This window comes from Mesorhizobium sp. M6A.T.Cr.TU.016.01.1.1 (assembly GCF_003952585.1).
GTDB lineage: Bacteria > Pseudomonadota > Alphaproteobacteria > Rhizobiales > Rhizobiaceae > Mesorhizobium > Mesorhizobium mediterraneum.
In genome coordinates this window covers 2,054,527-2,072,253 of the sequence record NZ_CP034452.1, presented here as the reverse complement: position 1 = coordinate 2,072,253, position 17,727 = coordinate 2,054,527, and the positions used below count along the sequence as shown (strand labels likewise).

Genomic DNA, 17,727 nt, shown 5'->3' with positions numbered 1-17,727 from the left:
AGAGAAGGGAAGAAGCTAAGCATTCCCGATCAGCACGCCGGCCGCAAACACCAGCGCGCCGCCCAGCACCACCTGGAAGGCGGCGCGCCAGAACGGCGTCTGCATGTAGCGGTTCTGCACGAAGGCGATCGCCCATAGCTCGAAGAACACCACGACCGCAGCGACAATCGTCGCCGTCCAGAAAAACGGGATGAGGTAGGGCAGCGCGTGGCCGAGGCCGCCCAGCATGGTCATGATGCCGACTGTCAGCCCGCGTTTCACCGGCGAGCCGCGGCCCGACAGCTTGCCGTCGTCGGAGGCCACCTCGGTGAAGCCCATCGAGATGCCGGCGCCGATCGAGGCGGCAAGCCCGACCAGAAAGGTCTGGAACGTGTCGTGCGTGGCGAAGGCGGCGGCAAAGATCGGCGCCAGCGTCGACACCGATCCGTCCATCAACCCGGCCAGTCCCGGTTGCACATAGGTCAGGATGAACTGGCGCTGCTCGGCCGCGGCTTCCTCGTTCTTCACCGCGCCCGGCACATGCTTTTGCTCCAGCCGCTGCGCCAGCGTCTCGTGGCCTTGTTCGGCCACCGCCAGATCGTCGAGCAGCTTTCGCGTCGAGGCATCGCTGGTGCGTTTCGCCGCCTCGACGTAGAACAGATACGCCTGCCGCTCCATCGACTCGGCCTGTTGGCGCACATGCTCGATACCGAGCGGCCTGACCAGCCAGTCCGGCTTGCGCTCGTAATAACCTTTCACATGCTCGCGCCGGATCAGCGGAATGCGCTCGCCGAAACGCTCGCGGTGAAGCTCGATCAGCGAGTCGCGATGGCCGTCCTCCTCCTCGGCCATCTCCTCGAACACCTTGGCCGAATGTGGAAAACTATCTGCCAATCCATCGGCATAGGCCCGGTAGATACGCCCGTCGTCTTCCTCGGAAGAGATGGCGAGCGCCAGGATCTCTTGCTCCGAGAGCGATTCGAAGGGACGGCGGCCAAAGCCGAAAACACGGGAAAGCATGAGAAATTCACCATAGTTTAGAATAGTTCTAAACTATGGTCTGGTGCGCCGTTGGTCAATCGCGCCCGTCGCCCGGAGGTTCAAAATTATTGGCTCTGGGGATCCTCCGCCGCCCTTAACTATTGGTGAATGTTCACCTATATAGCTGAACCTAAGCCAAGAGAAAGGAATCCGTAGATGCCGGCAAAGCAGCCCACCCATGCGTTTGACCCGAAACCTGTTCTCGACCTCATCGCCAATATCGAGGCCGACCTGCAGCGCCTGAAAGGCCTGGTCGAGCAGCAGGTCGAAAAATTCGATCCCGCCAATCCGCACAACAAGGCCCCCGACGGCAAGCTGACCGAGGAGGGCGTCGAGTGCTGCTACCGCATGTTCGACGAGGGCAAGTCGCGCTATTCGGTTGCCCAGCAGATGAAGATCTCCTTCGCCGCCGCCACCCATCGCTTCAACAACTGGCGCAAGATGGGTGGCGCTAAACGGAAAAGGGCGCTTTTGGGGTGAGGAGCGGTCGGCGAAGCCGATCAATCGACAACGATTTGTCGATTGAAGCGACGAACGCCCGGAGCCATAGCGGAGGGCCGGGGAGCCGGTAGGCGACGGGCACGCCCGCTTTCCTGCCCAAAGGCGAATTGTGTCGGTCACATTTTTTCAGTGGTGCGTGGCCCGGTTTTCCGTGCACCATGGGCGATCACACAGGACCTCGCCATGACCTCGCCTCCCGGCATCGCCGATATCCGCGCCGCAGCATTGCGATTGTCAGGCTTGATCGTCGAAACGCCGCTGATCGAATCGCCGGAGCTGAACAAGCGCTTCGGCGCCAGGATCCTGTTCAAGCCGGAGACGCTGCAGCGCACCGGCTCGTTCAAGTTCCGCGGCGCCTACAACAAACTGTCTTCGCTCACCGAGGAAGAACGCAGCCGTGGCGTCGTCGCCTTCTCGTCGGGCAACCACGCGCAAGGTGTCGCCGCGTCGGCGGCGATGTTCGGGGTCAAGGCGGTCATCGCCATGCCCACTGACGCGCCGGCAATGAAGGTCGGAAATGTCAGGAAAATGGGAGCGGAAGTGGTTCCGTTCGACCGTTTCCGCGATGACCGCATGACGGTGGTTCGCCCTTATATGGACCGGGGCATGGTCCTGGTCCCGCCATTCGACGATCCGGCCATCATCGCCGGCCAGGGCACGATCGGCCTCGAATTGATGGCGCAGGCGAAAGCGCTCGGCGTGAGCCTCGACGCGGTCGTCATTCCCTGCGGCGGCGGCGGCTTGAGCAGCGGCATCTCCATCGCGGTCAAGGATGCCTCACCTGATACGGCCGTCTGGGCGGTGGAGCCCGAGCATTTCGACGACACCTGTCGTTCACTGGCTAGAGGTGCGCGGGTTTCGATCGAACCCGGCCACTCGTCGATCTGCGACGCGCTCCTCACCGCCGAGCCGGGCGCGATGACCTTCGAGATCAACCGCAGGAATCTCGCCGGCGGCATTGCCGTTTCCGACAAGGCAGCGGCACAGGCGATGCGCGACGCCATGGCCCACCTCAAGCTGGTGGTCGAGCCTGGCGGCAGCGTCGGGCTGGCCGCGCTATCGTCGGGCGAGATCGAGCTATCAGGCAAATGCGTTGCCGTGGTGCTGTCCGGCGGCAATGTCGATTTCGGCACCTATGCGGAGATCATGGCGGCGGCTTAGGTGGCGATCAGTTCCGGGCCACGCGGCCGGTTAAAGGCGTCAAAGCGCCCCCTACGTGTCCAATCGAACCGTACCATTCAAGGACAGACAGGAATGAAACTGTTCTTCAGCCGCAATCCCAATCCTCGCCTCGCGGTCGCGGTGGCACGTTATCTCAACGCAAAGGTCGAGTTTGAATTCGCCTCCCCCTTCGCTCCCGGACAGGCCGAGCGATTTCGCCCGCTAAATCCCAATCTTTCATTGCCCATACTTGTGGGCTCGGGAAAGAGCCTCTGGGAGGCCGACGCCATAGCTTGCCGGCTTTCACGCGACGCGCATTCGGATCTCTGGCGCACCGGCGACGACGAACCCGAGATGATCCGATGGCTCAGTTGGGGGAAGGAGAACTTCGCAAGAGCTTGCGACGTCGTGCATTTCGAACGCGGGACCAAACAGCGATATGGGCTCGGCCCGATCGATCAGGACCGGGTTGAGGAGGGCCTGAGAGACTTCCGCACTGCCGCTGCAACACTCGAGGCCGCGCTTTCGGATCGAGAATGGCTGGTCGAGAATTCGGTTTCCTACGCCGACTTTCGAATGGCGACGTTTCTGCCCTTCAACGATGTCGCCAGATTGCCGCTCGCTGATTATCCGTCTGTCGGCCGTTGGTATCGTCAGTTTGAAGAAATCGACGCCTGGCGCGATCCTTTCAAAGGGCTGGATGCGCCTGAATTGCCGCCGGTACCGGCTCAGGCCAAGCCGGCATGAAGCTCGACCCGAATGGTCATGCCTATCGGCACAACCCGACGCGCTTCAAGCGCGCCGTTTCACAACCTATCCGCCAAGGCGAGACTCCGCTTTTTTGTTGATCAAAACGGAAAAACAACGCTAATTGGCTCCCGCGAGGGACCATGCTGACAGTTGATGAAGTGGGAGCGATCCCGTTGTTTTCGGGGTTGCCGGCAGGCGAGCTGGAGCGGCTGGCGCGGACGGCGGCCGACCTTCATCTCAGCCCCGGAGAGTTCGCGGTTCATGAGGGCGGAGAGGCCGCGCTGTTTGCGGTTCTCGCCGGCAAGATCGAAGTCGTAAAGACCTTCGACGGCGTCGAGCGGACACTCGGCTGGCGGCTGCCGGGAACGATATTCGGTGAGGTGCCGATTGCCTTGGGCTCGGGTTTTCCGGGCGGGTATCGCGCCACTGAGCCGTCCCGCGTCATGCGGCTCGAGGTCCAGCAATATTATTCCATCGCGGCGGTTTCAAAGGACGTGGCCCAAAAGGTCAGCGCGCTTGCGCGCGAGCGGATGGGCGGGCTGCAGAGCATCACCGCCGAGCCGCAGAAGCCGCGCGTGACACTGGTCGGCCATCGCTGGGACACGGCGTGCGGGGAGCTGCGCCGGTTTCTGGCCCGCAACCAGATCTCATTCACTTGGGTGTTGCCCGACACATCGGATGCCGAGGCCTTCTGGTCCGCCACGGGCAGGCCGGCTCTCGATGGTCCCGTTGCCCGGCTGGCGGACGGAGAGATCATGGAAAGTCCGGCCGTGCGCGATCTTGCCATTCGCCTCGGGTTGCAGACGCGCCCGCGCGGCGCCGAGTACGATGTGGCGATCATCGGTGGCGGCCCGGCCGGCCTTGCCGCCGCGGTCTACGGCGCATCCGAGGGGCTGCGCACGATCGTCGTTGAGCGCGAGGCGCCTGGCGGACAGGCGGGGACATCGTCGCGGATCGAGAACTATCTCGGCTTTCCCAGCGGAATTTCCGGCGACGAACTGGCCAGTCGCGCGCTGCAGCAAGCAAGACGGCTGGGCGCCGAAATCCTGGTCACCCGCTCCGTCGCCGGCATCGATCCTGTTACGCACGATCTGTTTCTCGACGGCACCGATGTCGTGCGGGCGCGCAGCCTCATCCTTGCAACAGGCGTGACATGGCGCCGTCTCGGCATAGACGGGTTCGACCGGCTTATCGGCAAGGGCGTCTATTACGGAGCCGCGCGCAGCGAGGCAAGCACCACCCATGGACTGGATGTCTTCCTGATTGGCGCCGGCAACTCGGCCGGCCAGGCAGCGCTGCATTTTTCGGGCCATGCGCGCAACGTGACACTGCTCATGCGCGGCCCGTCCCTTGCAGACAGCATGTCCCGCTATTTGATCGAGCAGCTCAGGGCGAAATCGAACGTAAAAGTCCAGCTTCGGTCGGAAGTCCAGGCCGTGCACGGTGAGACTCACCTGACGGCGATCGACATTCTCGACAAGGCGACCAACGAGGTGAGCCGGCACGATTGCGGCGGGCTGTTCGTTTTCATCGGCGCCAACGCCGAGACCGAGTGGCTGCCGGCCGATGTCGTGCGCGATGCCCGCGGATACGTGCTGACTGGGGACGATGTGAAGAAGGCCGGGGGCTGGTCGCACGACCGCGATCCCTATCTGCTCGAAACCAGTGCGCCCGGAATCTTTGCCTGCGGCGACGTACGCTTGAGTCCTGTCAAGCGGGTTGCGTCAGCGGTCGGAGAAGGGAGCATGGCGATCGCGTTCGTTCACCAGTATCTGGCGAATGAAGAGAAGGCCAAACGCGGCCAAAGCTAGGCCACAGGCCTTAGAGCATTTCGCATTTAGGTTGACTTATAGCCTGCGCTTTCGATGTAGTTGTTGCATTCGTTTGGGCTGACCTCGTCGAGGGTTTGGGCGATGGCGTCGTGCACGGCCTCGACGCTTCGTTTGGCGGCCCGTCGCATGCAGTGTTTGAGCTTGGCGAACAGTTTCTCTATCGGGTTGAGGTCTGGACTGTAGGGCGGCAGGAAGAAGAGCCTTGCGCCAGCGGTCCTGACGATGTCGCGGACGGCTTGACCCTTGTGAGAACCAAGATTGTCGAGAATGACGATGTCACCCGGCTTCAGTGTTTTGATGAGTTCGGTCTCGACATAGACGCGAAAGACCTGCGCATTGATGGGGCCGTCAATGACCCAAGGCGCCTCTACCCGATCATGTCGGAGCGCAGCGATGAAGGTCATCGTCTTCCAATGACCATACGGCGCGTGGGCCATCAGTCGCTTGCCGCGCACACCCCAGCCACGCAATGGCGCCATGTTGGTCTTGACCCATGTTTCATCCAGGAAGACTAGGCGCGTAGGGTCAATGCGGATCTGGTAGCGCATCCATTGCGCACGACGGCGCATCAGCTTTGGCTTGAGCTGTTCGGCCGGCAGAACGGTTTTTTTTAAAGCTCTTGCCCTCGCGATGCAGGAAGCGCCCGACGCTCGCAGGGTGAATGGTGAGGCCACGTTCAGCCAGTGCCGCCGTCAATTGATGAAGCGTCATGTTGGCATCTCGCTCGACCTCGCTCAGGACAAAAGCACGATACTCCCCATCGATCAGATAGGGCCGGTGACCGCCCATCTTGCCAGGTGCCGCACTGCCCAACCGACGCTTGCGCGCTGCCCACTTGATCACGCTCGACACTGCCACCTTCAGCGCCGCAGCCACCTCGCGGCTCGTCTCACCCTCTTCAAGGCGGGCAAGCGCCCGCTCCCGCAGATCCATCGAATAAGGCTTCGTCATCAGTCCCGACCTCCAACGGTCAGGACATCGAATCTGATTTGCTCATTCTTGGGAATCCCGATTCAGAGAAAACGCGAACCGCTCTAGTCCAGCGTTCGGCGGAACCGCACCAGCGCCACGCCGGCGAAGAGCGCCACGAACCCGACGAGCCAGCCGATCTCGGTTGCGACCGCCGGCAGTTCGGCGCCCTTCAGCATCACCGCGCGGATGATGCGCAGGAAATGCGTCAACGGCAGGATCTCGCCGAAGATCTGCGCCCAGCCGGGCATGCCGCGATAGGGGAACATGAAGCCCGACAACAGGATCGACGGCAGAAAGAAGAAGAAGGTGAGCTGCAGCGCCTGCATCTGGGTGCGCGCCATCGTCGAAATGGTGTAGCCGAGCAGCACCAGCGCCAACACGAAGACCAGCACCGCCGCAAGCAGCAGTGACAACGACCCGGTGAAGGGAACGCCAAACAAAAGCTTGGCCGCCGCCAACACCACCACCACTTGCACGGCGCCGACCACCAGATAGGGCAGCACCTTGCCCAGCATGATTTCAAGCGGGCTGGACGGCATCGCCAGGAGATTCTCCATCGTGCCGCGCTCGGTCTCGCGCGTCAGCGCGATCGAGGTCATCATCACCATCGTCATCTGCAGGATGACGCCAAGCAGGCCGGGCACGATGTTGTATTGCGAGACGCCTTCCGGATTGTAGCGCCGGTGCACCACCACTTCGAGCTGGCCCCGGGCAGCTTCGGCGGCCGTCTCCTGCATGCCGCGTGCCCTGAGCAGCGCCTGGTTGGCGACCGTGCCGAGCGTCGAGATGGCGCCGCTGGCGACGGCTGGGTCGGTGGCGTCCGCTTCGATCAGGATCTGCGGGCTGTCGCCGCGCTCGACCCGCCTGGCAAAATCGGCGGGGATGGTGACGACGAAGGCGACGTCGCCGCGCGCCATCAGGAATTCCGCCTCGGCGGCACTTTGCGCGACATGGTCGAAGCGGTAGTAGCCGGTGGTCTGCAGCGCCGAAACCATGGCCCGCGTGTAAGGATCGCTGCTCATCGCCACCAGGGCTGCCGGCAGGCTCTTCGGATCGTTGTTGATGGCATAGCCGAACAGCACCAGCTGCATCAGCGGCACGCCCAGCATCATGGCGAAGGTGATGCGGTCGCGCCGCATCTGGATGAACTCCTTGATCAGCAGCGCGCCGAGCCTGGCGAAGGAAAAGACGCTGTTTATCCCATTTTTCATCCCATGTTGTCCTTCGAGCCGGACATGAACTGGATGAACACATCCTCCAGGCTGGTCTCGCCCGGCGTCACCGTCACGCCCTTGTGCTCTTTCTCGACATCGGCCAGTGCTGCTTCCAGTTCCTTCTTGTCGGAACCGACGACATGCAGCGTCGCGCCGAATGGCGCTACCTGGTCGACGCCGGGGCGGCCGCCGAGTGCGGCAGCAACCTGATCAAGCCGCGAGCCCTGCACGACGAAGGTCGTTAGCCCGGCATTCCTGACCACCTCTTCGACCGTGCCTGACGCCAGCATCTTGCCATACGAGATGTAGCTGATGCGGTGGCAGCGCTCGGCCTCGTCCATGTAGTGGGTGGAGACCAGCACGGTCAGGCCGCCGCTGGCCAGCCGATGGATCTCGTCCCAGAATTCGCGCCTGGCTTTCGGATCGACGCCCGCCGTCGGCTCGTCGAGCAGCAGCAATCTGGGCTTGTGCATGATGCAGGCGGCCAGCGCCAGCCGCTGCTTCCAGCCGCCGGACAGCGTGCCGGCCAACTGGTCCTTGCGCGAGGTGAGGCCCAGATCCTCCAGCGTCTTGGCCACATGCTCGTTGAGCGGCTTCAACCCATAGAGCCGAGCCACGAACTCAAGATTCTCGGCGATCGTCAGATCCTCGTAGAACGAGAATTTCTGCGTCATGTAGCCGACTTCGCGCTTGATCCTCAGACTGTCGGTGCGGATGTCGAAGCCGAGCACCGTGCCGTCGCCTTCATCCGGCGTCAGCAGGCCGCACATGATGCGGATGGTCGTCGTCTTGCCCGAGCCGTTCGGGCCGAGGAAGCCGACGATCTCGCCTTCGGCCACCGTCATCGTCACATGGTCGACGACGGTCTTGTCGCCGAAGCGCTTGACCAGGCCGTGAACGTCGATGACGTTCATTTGCCGATGTCCGCCAGATCGACATCGACGATCTGCCCCGGCTGCAGGGCGCTGGCGTCGCCCTCCGGCCGCGCCTCGACCAGGTAGACCAGCTTCTGCCGGGTCTCCAGTGAATAGATCACTGGTGGCGTGAACTCCGGGTCCGGCGACACGTATCTGACGCGAGCCTTCACGTCCGGCCCGCAGCCATCGCAATGGACATTAAGCAGCGTACCGACTTTCACCGACGAGAACGCACTTTCCGGCACATAGACGCTGAGCTTCACCGCGCCGTCCGGCAGCATCGAAATGACCGGCGCGGTCGGGCCGGCCGTATCACCAGGGTTGCGGATCACGTCGTTGACGCGGCCGGGCGACGGCGCCGCCAGCACGCGCTTCGAAAGCCGCCATCGCGCCTGCTCGAGCGCCGATTGCGCCTGACTGACCTGATTGTCGGCGGCCTTGATCGTCTCGGGCCGTGCCGGCAGGCCGCCAACGGCGAGATTGGCTTCCGCCTGGCCGACCTGCGCGTTGGCTGTCTCCAGCGTGGCCGAGGCGGTATCAAAATCAGCCTGCGTGCCGGTGCCGCGTTTGAACAAATCGCTGGCGCGGGTGTATCTGCGTTTGGCGTCGGCGGCTTGCGCCCTGGCCATGTCGACCTGCGCCTTGAGCACCTCAATCTCTTCCGGCCGCTTGCCGACCTGCAGGTCGGCAAGTTGCGCCTGGGCCTGGGCAAGCGCCGCCTCGGCTTGCGCGCCGGCTATTCTTGCGTCGGCGCTTTCAAGCGTCACCACCGGCGTGCCCGGCGCGACGCGGTCGCCGCGCTTGACCGAAATCGTCTCGACCTGCGCCACCTCGATCGGCGCGAGCAGCACATAGTCGCCCTCGACATAGCCGACGGCGAGCGGCGCGGCCGGTGCGCAGGCGCTGAAAAGCAGGGCGGCGAGCGGCAGAGAACAAAGAAAACTCATGACCTACGATCCTTCCGGGCGGCCAATATGGCCCCAAGGTTATCCGTCACCGCCGCTGCGATCTTGGCGGCCTCGGCGTCGCCGATCGCGCGCCAGCCCATGCGGCGCATCACCGCCTCGCGGCCGATGCGGAAATAGACGACCTGGCCGATCAGCGTGAACACTGTGAGCCGGGTAGCCTCACTCTCGGCCGGCTCCCCCGTCGCCTGTTCCCAGATCAGGCACAGCCGGCGATGCGCCGGTTCGAACACACTGTCATAGATACGGTCGAGCGCGGCGGTTGGATGGGACAGCTCGCGCAGGACGAACTGCACGATCTCGCCGGCTTCCGGCCTTGCCGCGATGAAGGCCACCATCCGCTCAAGTGCGACGAATAAATGTGCCCGCGCTGCCTCGGGATCGGCCATTGCCGCCGCGGGCGCTTGCAGATTGCCGATCGCCTGGCCGGCTATGGTCTGGATGGTGTCGACGATATAGTCGGCCGCAGCGTTTCGGAGCCCTTCCTTGCCGCCGAAATGATAGGCGATCGAGCCGATATTGGCCTTGGCCTCAGCCGCGATCTCGCGCGTCGACGTGCCGTCGAAACCCTGGCGTCCGAACAGTTTCAGCGCCGCGCGGACAAGTGCCGTGCGCGTCATGTCGGCGGGGGAAGCCTCGCGCCGCGGAGTTTTGGCGTTTGTCGATTTGCTCATGATAAACGATTTAATCAATCGAATGATTAAAGTCAACCCGGCCCATCGCCGCCTTGCCATCTCTAGCCGCAAGCGCTTTAGTGTGAAGCCATGGTCAAGGAAATCGAGCGCAAGTTCCTGGTCTCCGGCAATGAGTGGCGGGATCTGGTCGAAGCGGATATCTGCATTCGCCAGTTCTATCTCGCCGCCGCATCCGGCCGCTCGGTGCGCGTGCGCATCAGCGACGGCGCCTCGGCAAAGCTGACGCTCAAATTCGGCAGCAAGGCCCGCGAACGCGACGAATTCGAATATCCAATCCTTCTGGCGGAGGCGGAAGAGATGCTGGCCTTCGCCATCGGACGTGTCATCGAGAAGACACGCCACCATGTTAGGCATCGCGGCCATCTCTATGAAGTCGATGTCTTCGGCGGGATGCTTAGTGGTCTGGTGGTCGCCGAGCTCGAGACGCCTGAGGACGTGCCGGACGAAATGCTGCCAGATTGGCTCGGCCATGAAGTCACCGGCGAGCAGAGGTTCTACAACGCGTCGCTCGCCCTCGAGGGGATTCCGGAGATCGCCGCATGAGCTATCGCATCAATCCGCGCCTGCCGTTGACCGGCGAGGTTCGGCGCATCCTCGCCGAGGAGATCGGCAAGGCGCTGGTCCATCTGGACACGGCGCGCGACAGGCCGGAACAGGGGCTGCACAAATGCCGCAAGCGGCTGAAGAACGTTCGCGCCTTGCTGCGCCTGGTCCGTTCCGGAGACGAAACATTCTGCGTGACCGAGAACCAGTGTTACCGCGACGTTGCAGCCCTGCTTGCCGGTTCGCGCGAGGCGACCGCGCTGGTTGAAACAATCGACCGGCTGGCAGCAAGCTTTCCCGAACAGAGCGCGGGTGGCGGTCTCGATGCCGTTCGCGAGACGCTCGTCGCGCGCCAGCACGAACTACATGGTGGAGCAGGCCTCGACGCTGCAATAGGCGCGGCGATTGCGGCTTGCGAGGAGGGCATCAGCCGGATCGACATATTGGTCTTGCCCGACCAGCCCGAACAGGCCGCCGATGTGCTTGCCGACGGCGCCCGCATCACCCTGCGCCGCGCCAGAAAGGCGCTGGACAAGGCTGGCTCGCGCGGCGAGGCCGATGATTTCCACGATCTGCGCAAGGCGGCAAAGACCCACGGCATGCATCTGTCGCTGCTCGGAAGACTGTGGCCGACGCCGATCAAGGCCCGGCGCAAGGCGGTCGACGAACTCGGCGAAAGACTGGGCGAATTGCATGATGTGCTCGTCATGCGTGAACTTCTCGATGCCGACGACCGGCCGCTCGGCTCTCCTCAAGAAACACGGCTCCTGAGCAAGCTGTTGAAGCGCTCGGAGAAAAGCCTGAAGAAGACCTGTCTCGCCGTCGCAGCCGGTCTGTTCGGCGACAGCCCCAGGCGCTCGACAAGGAAACTTGCGCGCAAGGCGCGCGACGATCTGGCCGCCGCGCCGCGCGAAGAGGCCGGCGCGCCCGGCGCCGCCGGCTGACGCAGTCCTTCGGTTCGGGATCATGGTCTAGGCCGCCGGCCTGTGGTAATCGCCGTCTGGCATGATCGAGACCGGTGACACGCTTCTGGACCGACTTGGCCGCTGGCTTGCCGGCCGGCTGCAGGAGGAATCATCCGGCTACGAGCCTTACACGCCGTCCGATGCCGAAACGCTGCGCCGAACGCTCGAGCCCGGCGACATCCTGCTCATCGAAGGCAACCAGAAGATCTCGGCAGCGATCAAATACCTGACCCAGTCGACCTGGTCGCATGCCGCCTTCTATGTCGGCGATGCCTTGCCCGAACCGGCAGACGGATCGGAACGGCGCCGCCTGATCGAGGTCACGCTTGGCGATGGCTGCATCGCCGTGCCGCTGTCGCGCTACCGGACTTATAACACGCGCATCTGCCGGGCGAGCGGTCTGGCGCCGGAAGATCGCGACGAGGTCGTTGCCTTCATGATCGGCAAGCTCGGCCTCAGATACGATCTCAAGAACATCTTCGACATGCTGCGCTACTTCTTCCCGACACCGCCGGTGCCGGTGCGCTGGCGCCGCCGCATGCTGGCTTTCGGTTCCGGCGACCCGACCCGGGCCATCTGCTCCTCGCTGATCGCCGAGGCCTATGGCCAGATCCGCTATCCGATCCTGCCCGAGATCACCCGGGCGCCCGGCCGTGCCTCGGCCCAGTCGAATTATTCGCGCAAGGAAATCCTGCACATCCGCCACCACTCGCTCTACACGCCGCGCGATTTCGACCTGTCGCCGTATTTCCGCATCGTCAAGCCGACGCTGGAATACGGGTTCGACTACCGGGCGGTGACCTGGGAGGACAAGGCAGGCACAGACGCCGCAGCCGCGAAGGCTGGAGCAATCACCTCAGGCACGTGATGGCTTTCGGCCTGGGTCAGGACATACCCCTATGGCGTGGCCGCTATCCGGCCGAGGTGCAGGCGTTTCACATGGCGGCCTATATCACGCCGAGACCGCAACAGCGCCCTGGTTTTCGGCTCTGTGTTCGACCCAAACATGGACCGGTTCGTCCCGGCCGCGGATGCTCACCGGTCCATGATCGCGCGCATTCAACTGTGTCGTGGGCGATTCCGCCTGCGCGGCCTCAATCAGTCGTGACCCAAAGCAAATATTCGCCTGAAGCTCACGGCAGAGCGCTTGCAAACGGCTGGCGACGTTGACGGTGTCGCCCACCACCGCGAAGGACAGATTGCGCTCGCTGCCGACCGCGCCGATGACGACTGCGCCATATTGTGCACCGATCCGAACGTCCAGCGGCGGGTACCCCCTGGACACCCGCTGCACATTCCAGTCTTTGAGAGCGGCGATCATCGCTTCAGCGCACTGGATGGCCCGAGTCGCGTCGTTATGGCTGGCTTGCGGAACCCCGAATGTCGCCATGATGCAATCGCCGATATAGTTATCGACTGTGCCATGGTGGTCGAAAACGACCTGCTCCATGCGACGGTGGAACTGACGCAGAAGTTCGAACACTGCTTCGGCCGGATGATCCTCGGAATAGTGTGTGAAGCCGACGATGTCGGCGAACAGCACCGCGATATCCTGCCGGCGGACCGGGCCGAAGGGCTCGTCATCCGTGGCGAGCTGGTCGACGACATTGGGCGAAAAATGCCGGGCGAGATTGGCGCGGGCGCGCTCTGCCTTGACATAGTCTTCCGACAGATGTCGGGAACGAGAGACGACCAGCGCCATGATCGCGCCGATAATCAGCACAACCAACACGTTGGTCGCCTGCGCGAATGTATCGACGAAATTGGGATTGAGATAGAGGTTCAGTCGCTCTGTCATCGGCAGCGAATAGAGGTTCGTCGCCGGAATGACGGTTCCCGCATGAAAAATCACCCACCCCACCCCGATCGCCCACGTCAAGGCCGCGAGCGCGCCGAGATAGAGCGCCAATCGTGTCGAAAGGGTCAGCGCGCCAAGGCATACGAAAATCAGCAGGAATTTGAAGCTGCCCTCGCGCAGTTGCATCGCGGCCGGCGCGACCTCCAGGGAAAACGGGTTGGGCGTTACCAGCAGAACGGTCAGCAGAATGATGTCCAGCGTACCCACGAGGTAACCGATCCACCATGGCGCGTTGCGACGGCGCGCAAAGAGAAACTGGATCAGGCCGACGAGCTGGAACAGCACGAGGCCCGCCAGCACGAAGAGCAGCGAGGCATCCCAGCGGCTGATCGATGAAAAGAAGCAGGAGATCACGGCGAGCGATGCCGTACGCGCCCAGAACTGCAATGCAGCACCCTGGCGTTCTGCGCGCTCCCGCAAATTTTTCAGGCGCGAATAGCGGCGAAGTTCAAGTGTTGGCGCCGTCGGCATAGGATCACTTCGATTTCACGGGGACGTGTCACGCATTCGGCAAACCCGCCCTCTACTGGCAAATCAGTGCGCGAACTCTACCATGAATGTGGTTTCATTTTTGAAGCGCGGCTGCAAAGAGCAAAAAGTGTCCGGACAAAAGATCATCGTGGAAACTGAAGCAGGACAGGCGGAGGCTTCCCAGTTCAGGTCACCAAAAATGGTGGCAGTCGGCGCCGCCGGAGTGGTGCGCGACAAGCCGTCAGGTACAATCCTGCTCGGGATGATTGGCTGTGTCAGGCCGGCAAAGCACGGCGTCCCTTTGCAGGAGCGACGGGCCGGTCAGACGCCCCGGCATCTCGCGGGTGCGGCCCGATCGGCATGATCGCCGGGAACGGCGTCGCGCCAAAGGCAAACGTCCATTTGTAGCCGGTGAGCGCGTCTTCGGGCGTCGTGTGCTGGTCGTGATGGGCAAGCAGCTTGGCGCGCTCGGCCAGCTCCTCCGCCTCGCGCCTCAGCATTTCCGCCGTTTCCGGCCGCATTCGCCTGGAGAAGCTGACGAATGTCGCCTCCCGCTCCAGATGCGTGATCGCCCAGCCGATAAAATTCTTGTTGGTCATCTCGAACAGCGGCCTGAGCGGCCCTTCGAAATTCCACTGGATCGGCGTCTCGACCAGCAGCCTCGCCGACAGGCCCCGGCCGGGCGCGACGAGGCCGAGCTCCTCGAGATCACGCAGATAGAGGAACATCGAGGCCTCGCTCAACCCTTGTGAGCGCATGATGCCTTCGGGCGTGAATTTCTCGGAGAGCATGACGAAGATGAACAGCAGCGCCGGCCGGCTGGCGAGCTTGCGCTCGATTTCCGGCACGATGTGGTTGGCCGGCCCCGGTCCCCTGTTCATAGAGCCGAGCACGTTTTCCAGTTCCACGCCGGCAGCGGCACAAATCTCCATCAGCCGGTCGAGCTTGCAGTTGCGCTCGTGGAAAATTCGCTTCACCGTCGGCTCGGAAACGCCCATGCGCTCGGCAAGCACGCGATAGGTGACGCCCTTTGCCTTGAGCGTCCGCTTCAGCGCCTCGAAGATCAGGCCATTCATGCGATGCACCTCTTTCCCGCAGTTTCGTATCGATTTTCGATACTAGCTGTAATCAGCCTTCCAGAAAAGTATCGGAAAACCTAGGTCTCCGCTGTCATCACAGGAGACTCGCCATGAAAACCCTTATCCGCTCGACACTTCTCGCCGTCATCGGCATCGCAACGATGCCCACCGCCCATGCCGGTGAAATCTGGCGTGCCACTGGCCTCGAACAGCCGGAATCGGCGTTCTTCGACGCTGCCGGCAAGCGCATCATCGTCTCCAATATCGTCGGCAATCCCAGCGAAGCTGACGGCAACGGCTATCTGTCAATCCTGTCCCTGGACGGCAAGATGGTTGCTCAGCATTGGACCGACGGCATGGACGCACCCAAGGGCATGGCGATCTCGGACGGCAAACTCTACGTCGCCGATATCACCCATGTGCGCGTCGTCGATCTCGAAAGCGGCAAGCTGGTTTCGACCATTGATGTGCCGAATGCTGTCTTCCTCAACGACATGACCGCCGATGCTTCCGGCAAGGTCTATGTCACCGACATGCTGGCCGAAGCCATTTACCGCATCGATGGCGGTCGGCCGGAATTGTTCGCGAAGGACGCAGCCCTTGCTTCGCCCAACGGCATTTTCGCCGATGGCAACAGGCTGATCGTCGCCTCCTGGGGCAAGGGCATCAAGCCGGATTTCAGCACCGCGGAGCCGGGCGGCCTGCTTTCGGTCGATCTCGCCACCAGGACAGTTTCGCACCTGCCCGGCGCGCAAAAATTTGCCAACCTCGACGGTGTCATTGTCGTCGGCGACAGCGTCTACGCCACCGCCTACATGGCCGGCAGGCTCTACCGTTACAAGGCCGGCGGCAAGCCTGAGGCAGTCGCGACTTTCAAGCCGGGCAGCGCCGACATCGGCACCGACGGCAAGTCGACCATCTATGTGCCGCAGATGAACGAGGGCGAAGTCGCGGCGCTCTCCCTCGACTGAGCTTCCCCAGCGATTGACCGCCGACCGGCTATTCCGGTCGGCGGTTACTCCGCCTCCGTCTTCCTTGCCAGTTGCGCCCGCGCGTCCCTGATCGAGGCGGCGAATGTCACCAGCGGCCGCTTGACACCGTGCTTGATCAGCATGCGCCGTGTCTGCTGCGAAGCGCCTGCTATTATGAAACGGACGCCGGCGCGCCTCGCCTTGTGGGCGGCACCCTCAATGACATTGGCGGCCGTCGAATCGAAGAACGGCACCGCCGAGCAATCGAGGATGAAGTTCTTGCGCTGGTCGGCGATGCGGTCCAGCACCGTGCCGACGGTCGAAGCGGCGCCGAAGAAGAATGCGCCAGAGATCCGGTAGACGACGGTATCGGCGTCGCTCGCCTCGCTGGAATCATAGGCGCCGCCACCGTTGCTGCCGTCAGCGACATCGTCCTGCACCAGCGGCAGGTCGGTCTCCACGGCGATGCTCTTGGCCATACGGTCGATGAACAGGATCGAGCCCAGCGCGAAGCCGACGATGATGCCTTCGGTAAGATCGCGGAACACGACGATCAGGAAGGTCGCCATCAGCACCAGTGCGTCACCGCGTGAGGCGCGCAGCAGGGTGGCAAAAGCCTGTTTTTCGAACATGTTCCAGCACACCACCGCCAGCACGCCGGCAAGAGCTGCGAGTGGGATGTAGCTGGCCAGCGGCGCCGCCACCAGCATGAAGACAAGCAGGAACAGCGAGTGCAACATGCCCGAAACCGGCCCGTGCGCGCCGGACCGCACATTGGTCGCGGTGCGGGCAATCGTGCCTGTGGCGCAGATGCCGCCGAACAGGGCGGAGGCGATGTTGGCGAACCCTTGCGCCACCAGTTCGCAATTGGAGCGGTGCCGACGCCCAGTCATGCCGTCGGCGACCACGGCCGACAGCAGCGATTCGATGGCGCCGAGCAGCGCGAAGGCAACGGCGTCCGGCAGCACCGCGATCGCCTTGTCGAGGCTGAGCGCCGGCAGCGCCGGAAAAGGCAGGCTGCGCGGAATGCCGCCATAGCGCGTGCCGATCGTTTCCGCCGGCAGCGCCAGCAGCGCCACGACCAGCGAGGCGAGCCCGACGGCAATCAGCATGCCCGGCCAGCCGGGGCGCCACCGCTTCAGCCCGACAATGGTGGCGATGGTCAGCACCGCCACCAGCGTCGCCGAGATGTTGAGCGTGCCGGCGGCCTCACCGATCGCCACGAGCTTCGGCAGCAGTGGCCCGGGCTCGTTGCCGGCGAGCTTCAGCCCGAACAGTTCGACGATCTGTCCGGAAAAGATGATGATGGCGATGCCCGCGGTGAAGCCGACGGTCACCGGGTAGGGGATGAATTTGATATAGGTGCCGAGTCTGAGATAGCCGATGGCGAGCAGGAAAATGCCGGACATCATCGTCGCCAGAAGCAGCCCATCGATGCCTTCGCGCTGGACCGTCGCCGCCACCAGCACGATGAAGGCGCCGGCTGGACCGCCTATCTGGAAGCGACTGCCGCCGAGCGCCGAGACGATGAAACCGCCGACGATGGCGGTGAACAGGCCGCGCTCCGGCGTCACGCCGGAAGCAATCGCGATCGCCATCGACAGCGGCAGCGCCACGATGGCCACGGTCAATCCGGCGATCGCATCGGCCTTGAAATGCCCAAGCGTATAGCCCTCGCGCAGCACCGTCACCAGCTTCGGTGTGAACAGTTCGGAAAATGCCGGCCGCGCCGGTTGATGAACTACCCGTCGGGTTCGATCCATGGACTACCTTCCGCTCCTGATGCATGTCGCCCAAAAATGCTGAGCGGTTT

General features: G+C 63.2%; 17 protein-coding genes. 8 read left to right on the top strand and 9 right to left on the bottom strand.

Annotated elements, in window-relative coordinates:
• Positions 1-15 precede the first annotated feature (15 nt).
• Positions 16-999, bottom strand: coding sequence for an iron exporter MbfA (mbfA, locus tag EJ075_RS09705; protein ID WP_126104199.1), 984 nt, complete (start codon positions 997-999; stop codon positions 16-18).
• A gap of 177 nt (positions 1,000-1,176) precedes the next feature.
• On the opposite strand from mbfA, the gene EJ075_RS09700 reads away from it, so the two are divergent.
• The 4 genes from EJ075_RS09700 (at position 1,177) to EJ075_RS09685 (ending at position 5,243) form a co-directional block, all read left to right on the top strand.
• The gene (locus tag EJ075_RS09700; RefSeq protein ID WP_126104198.1) at positions 1,177-1,500 is read left to right on the top strand and encodes a hypothetical protein; all 324 of its coding nucleotides are present in this window, start codon (positions 1,177-1,179) and stop codon (positions 1,498-1,500) included.
• 204 nt (positions 1,501-1,704) lie between these two features.
• Positions 1,705-2,682, top strand: a complete 978-nt coding sequence (locus EJ075_RS09695) for a threonine/serine dehydratase (RefSeq protein ID WP_126104197.1) — start codon at positions 1,705-1,707, stop codon at positions 2,680-2,682.
• A 93-nt stretch (positions 2,683-2,775) separates the two neighbouring features.
• Positions 2,776-3,429, top strand: a complete 654-nt coding sequence (locus EJ075_RS09690) for a glutathione S-transferase family protein (RefSeq protein WP_126107293.1) — start codon at positions 2,776-2,778, stop codon at positions 3,427-3,429.
• Between the two features lie 143 nt (positions 3,430-3,572).
• Positions 3,573-5,243 (top strand): cyclic nucleotide-binding domain-containing thioredoxin-disulfide reductase, encoded by a 1,671-nt coding sequence (locus tag EJ075_RS09685; RefSeq protein ID WP_126104196.1) that lies wholly within the window; start codon positions 3,573-3,575, stop codon positions 5,241-5,243.
• A 26-nt stretch (positions 5,244-5,269) separates the two neighbouring features.
• Here the strand turns inward: EJ075_RS09685 and EJ075_RS09680 are convergent.
• The 5 genes from EJ075_RS09680 to EJ075_RS09660 form a co-directional block, all read right to left on the bottom strand.
• Positions 5,270-6,215, bottom strand: a protein-coding gene (locus EJ075_RS09680; protein WP_126104195.1) for an IS630 family transposase whose coding sequence is annotated in 2 segments (ribosomal slippage) — positions 5,270-5,875 and positions 5,877-6,215 — 945 coding nt in all. Because the reading frame shifts where the segments join, the coding sequence is not laid out codon by codon here.
• An 83-nt stretch (positions 6,216-6,298) separates the two neighbouring features.
• Positions 6,299-7,435 carry an ABC transporter permease gene (locus EJ075_RS09675; protein ID WP_126107292.1) on the bottom strand — a complete coding sequence of 379 codons (1,137 nt, stop codon included), beginning with the start codon at positions 7,433-7,435 and terminating at the stop codon, positions 6,299-6,301.
• Positions 7,436-7,443: 8 nt separating this feature from the next.
• Positions 7,444-8,364 (bottom strand): ABC transporter ATP-binding protein, encoded by a 921-nt coding sequence (locus EJ075_RS09670; protein ID WP_126104194.1) that lies wholly within the window; start codon positions 8,362-8,364, stop codon positions 7,444-7,446.
• Positions 8,361-9,314 carry an HlyD family efflux transporter periplasmic adaptor subunit gene (locus EJ075_RS09665; protein WP_126104193.1) on the bottom strand — a complete coding sequence of 318 codons (954 nt, stop codon included), beginning with the start codon at positions 9,312-9,314 and terminating at the stop codon, positions 8,361-8,363. Before EJ075_RS09665 ends, EJ075_RS09670 begins: the two co-directional genes overlap by 4 nt.
• Entirely contained in the window at positions 9,311-10,006 is a 696-nt protein-coding gene (locus EJ075_RS09660) for a DUF1956 domain-containing protein (RefSeq protein ID WP_126104192.1), read from the bottom strand. Before EJ075_RS09660 ends, EJ075_RS09665 begins: the two co-directional genes overlap by 4 nt.
• A 90-nt stretch (positions 10,007-10,096) precedes the next feature.
• On the opposite strand from EJ075_RS09660, the gene EJ075_RS09655 reads away from it, so the two are divergent.
• The 3 genes from EJ075_RS09655 (at position 10,097) to EJ075_RS09645 (ending at position 12,403) form a co-directional block, all read left to right on the top strand.
• The gene (locus EJ075_RS09655; protein ID WP_126104191.1) at positions 10,097-10,570 is read left to right on the top strand and encodes a CYTH domain-containing protein; all 474 of its coding nucleotides are present in this window, start codon (positions 10,097-10,099) and stop codon (positions 10,568-10,570) included.
• A complete protein-coding gene (locus EJ075_RS09650) occupies positions 10,567-11,514 on the top strand; it encodes a CHAD domain-containing protein (RefSeq protein WP_126104190.1) in 948 nt (315 codons plus the stop codon). The genes EJ075_RS09655 and EJ075_RS09650 overlap by 4 nt, the downstream gene beginning before the upstream one ends.
• A 61-nt stretch (positions 11,515-11,575) precedes the next feature.
• Entirely contained in the window at positions 11,576-12,403 is an 828-nt protein-coding gene (locus EJ075_RS09645) for a lipo-like protein (protein ID WP_095484701.1), read from the top strand.
• An 84-nt stretch (positions 12,404-12,487) separates the two neighbouring features.
• Here EJ075_RS09645 and EJ075_RS09640 read toward each other — a convergent pair whose 3' ends face one another.
• Positions 12,488-13,864 (bottom strand): adenylate/guanylate cyclase domain-containing protein, encoded by a 1,377-nt coding sequence (locus tag EJ075_RS09640; RefSeq protein ID WP_095484700.1) that lies wholly within the window; start codon positions 13,862-13,864, stop codon positions 12,488-12,490.
• 275 nt (positions 13,865-14,139) lie between these two features.
• Positions 14,140-14,940, bottom strand: coding sequence for a helix-turn-helix transcriptional regulator (locus tag EJ075_RS09635; RefSeq protein WP_126104189.1), 801 nt, complete (start codon positions 14,938-14,940; stop codon positions 14,140-14,142).
• Between the two features lie 113 nt (positions 14,941-15,053).
• On the opposite strand from EJ075_RS09635, the gene EJ075_RS09630 reads away from it, so the two are divergent.
• On the top strand, positions 15,054-15,914 hold the full coding sequence (locus EJ075_RS09630) for an SMP-30/gluconolactonase/LRE family protein (protein ID WP_126104188.1): 861 nt from the start codon (positions 15,054-15,056) through the stop codon (positions 15,912-15,914).
• A 44-nt stretch (positions 15,915-15,958) separates the two neighbouring features.
• Here the strand turns inward: EJ075_RS09630 and EJ075_RS09625 are convergent, their stop codons facing one another.
• Positions 15,959-17,677, bottom strand: coding sequence for a SulP family inorganic anion transporter (locus EJ075_RS09625; RefSeq protein ID WP_126104187.1), 1,719 nt, complete (start codon positions 17,675-17,677; stop codon positions 15,959-15,961).
• Positions 17,678-17,727 lie beyond the last annotated feature (50 nt).

Coding starts and splice junctions, on each gene's coding strand:
- mbfA (WP_126104199.1), bottom strand. CDS start 999: ATGCTTTCCCGTGTTTTCGGCTTTGGCCGCCGTCCCTTCGAATCGCTC.
- EJ075_RS09700 (WP_126104198.1), top strand. CDS start 1,177: ATGCCGGCAAAGCAGCCCACCCATGCGTTTGACCCGAAACCTGTTCTC.
- EJ075_RS09695 (WP_126104197.1), top strand. CDS start 1,705: ATGACCTCGCCTCCCGGCATCGCCGATATCCGCGCCGCAGCATTGCGA.
- EJ075_RS09690 (WP_126107293.1), top strand. CDS start 2,776: ATGAAACTGTTCTTCAGCCGCAATCCCAATCCTCGCCTCGCGGTCGCG.
- EJ075_RS09685 (WP_126104196.1), top strand. CDS start 3,573: ATGCTGACAGTTGATGAAGTGGGAGCGATCCCGTTGTTTTCGGGGTTG.
- EJ075_RS09670 (WP_126104194.1), bottom strand. CDS start 8,364: ATGAACGTCATCGACGTTCACGGCCTGGTCAAGCGCTTCGGCGACAAG.
- EJ075_RS09665 (WP_126104193.1), bottom strand. CDS start 9,314: ATGAGTTTTCTTTGTTCTCTGCCGCTCGCCGCCCTGCTTTTCAGCGCC.
- EJ075_RS09660 (WP_126104192.1), bottom strand. CDS start 10,006: ATGAGCAAATCGACAAACGCCAAAACTCCGCGGCGCGAGGCTTCCCCC.
- EJ075_RS09655 (WP_126104191.1), top strand. CDS start 10,097: ATGGTCAAGGAAATCGAGCGCAAGTTCCTGGTCTCCGGCAATGAGTGG.
- EJ075_RS09650 (WP_126104190.1), top strand. CDS start 10,567: ATGAGCTATCGCATCAATCCGCGCCTGCCGTTGACCGGCGAGGTTCGG.
- EJ075_RS09645 (WP_095484701.1), top strand. CDS start 11,576: ATGATCGAGACCGGTGACACGCTTCTGGACCGACTTGGCCGCTGGCTT.
- EJ075_RS09640 (WP_095484700.1), bottom strand. CDS start 13,864: ATGCCGACGGCGCCAACACTTGAACTTCGCCGCTATTCGCGCCTGAAA.
- EJ075_RS09635 (WP_126104189.1), bottom strand. CDS start 14,940: ATGAATGGCCTGATCTTCGAGGCGCTGAAGCGGACGCTCAAGGCAAAG.
- EJ075_RS09630 (WP_126104188.1), top strand. CDS start 15,054: ATGAAAACCCTTATCCGCTCGACACTTCTCGCCGTCATCGGCATCGCA.
- EJ075_RS09625 (WP_126104187.1), bottom strand. CDS start 17,677: ATGGATCGAACCCGACGGGTAGTTCATCAACCGGCGCGGCCGGCATTT.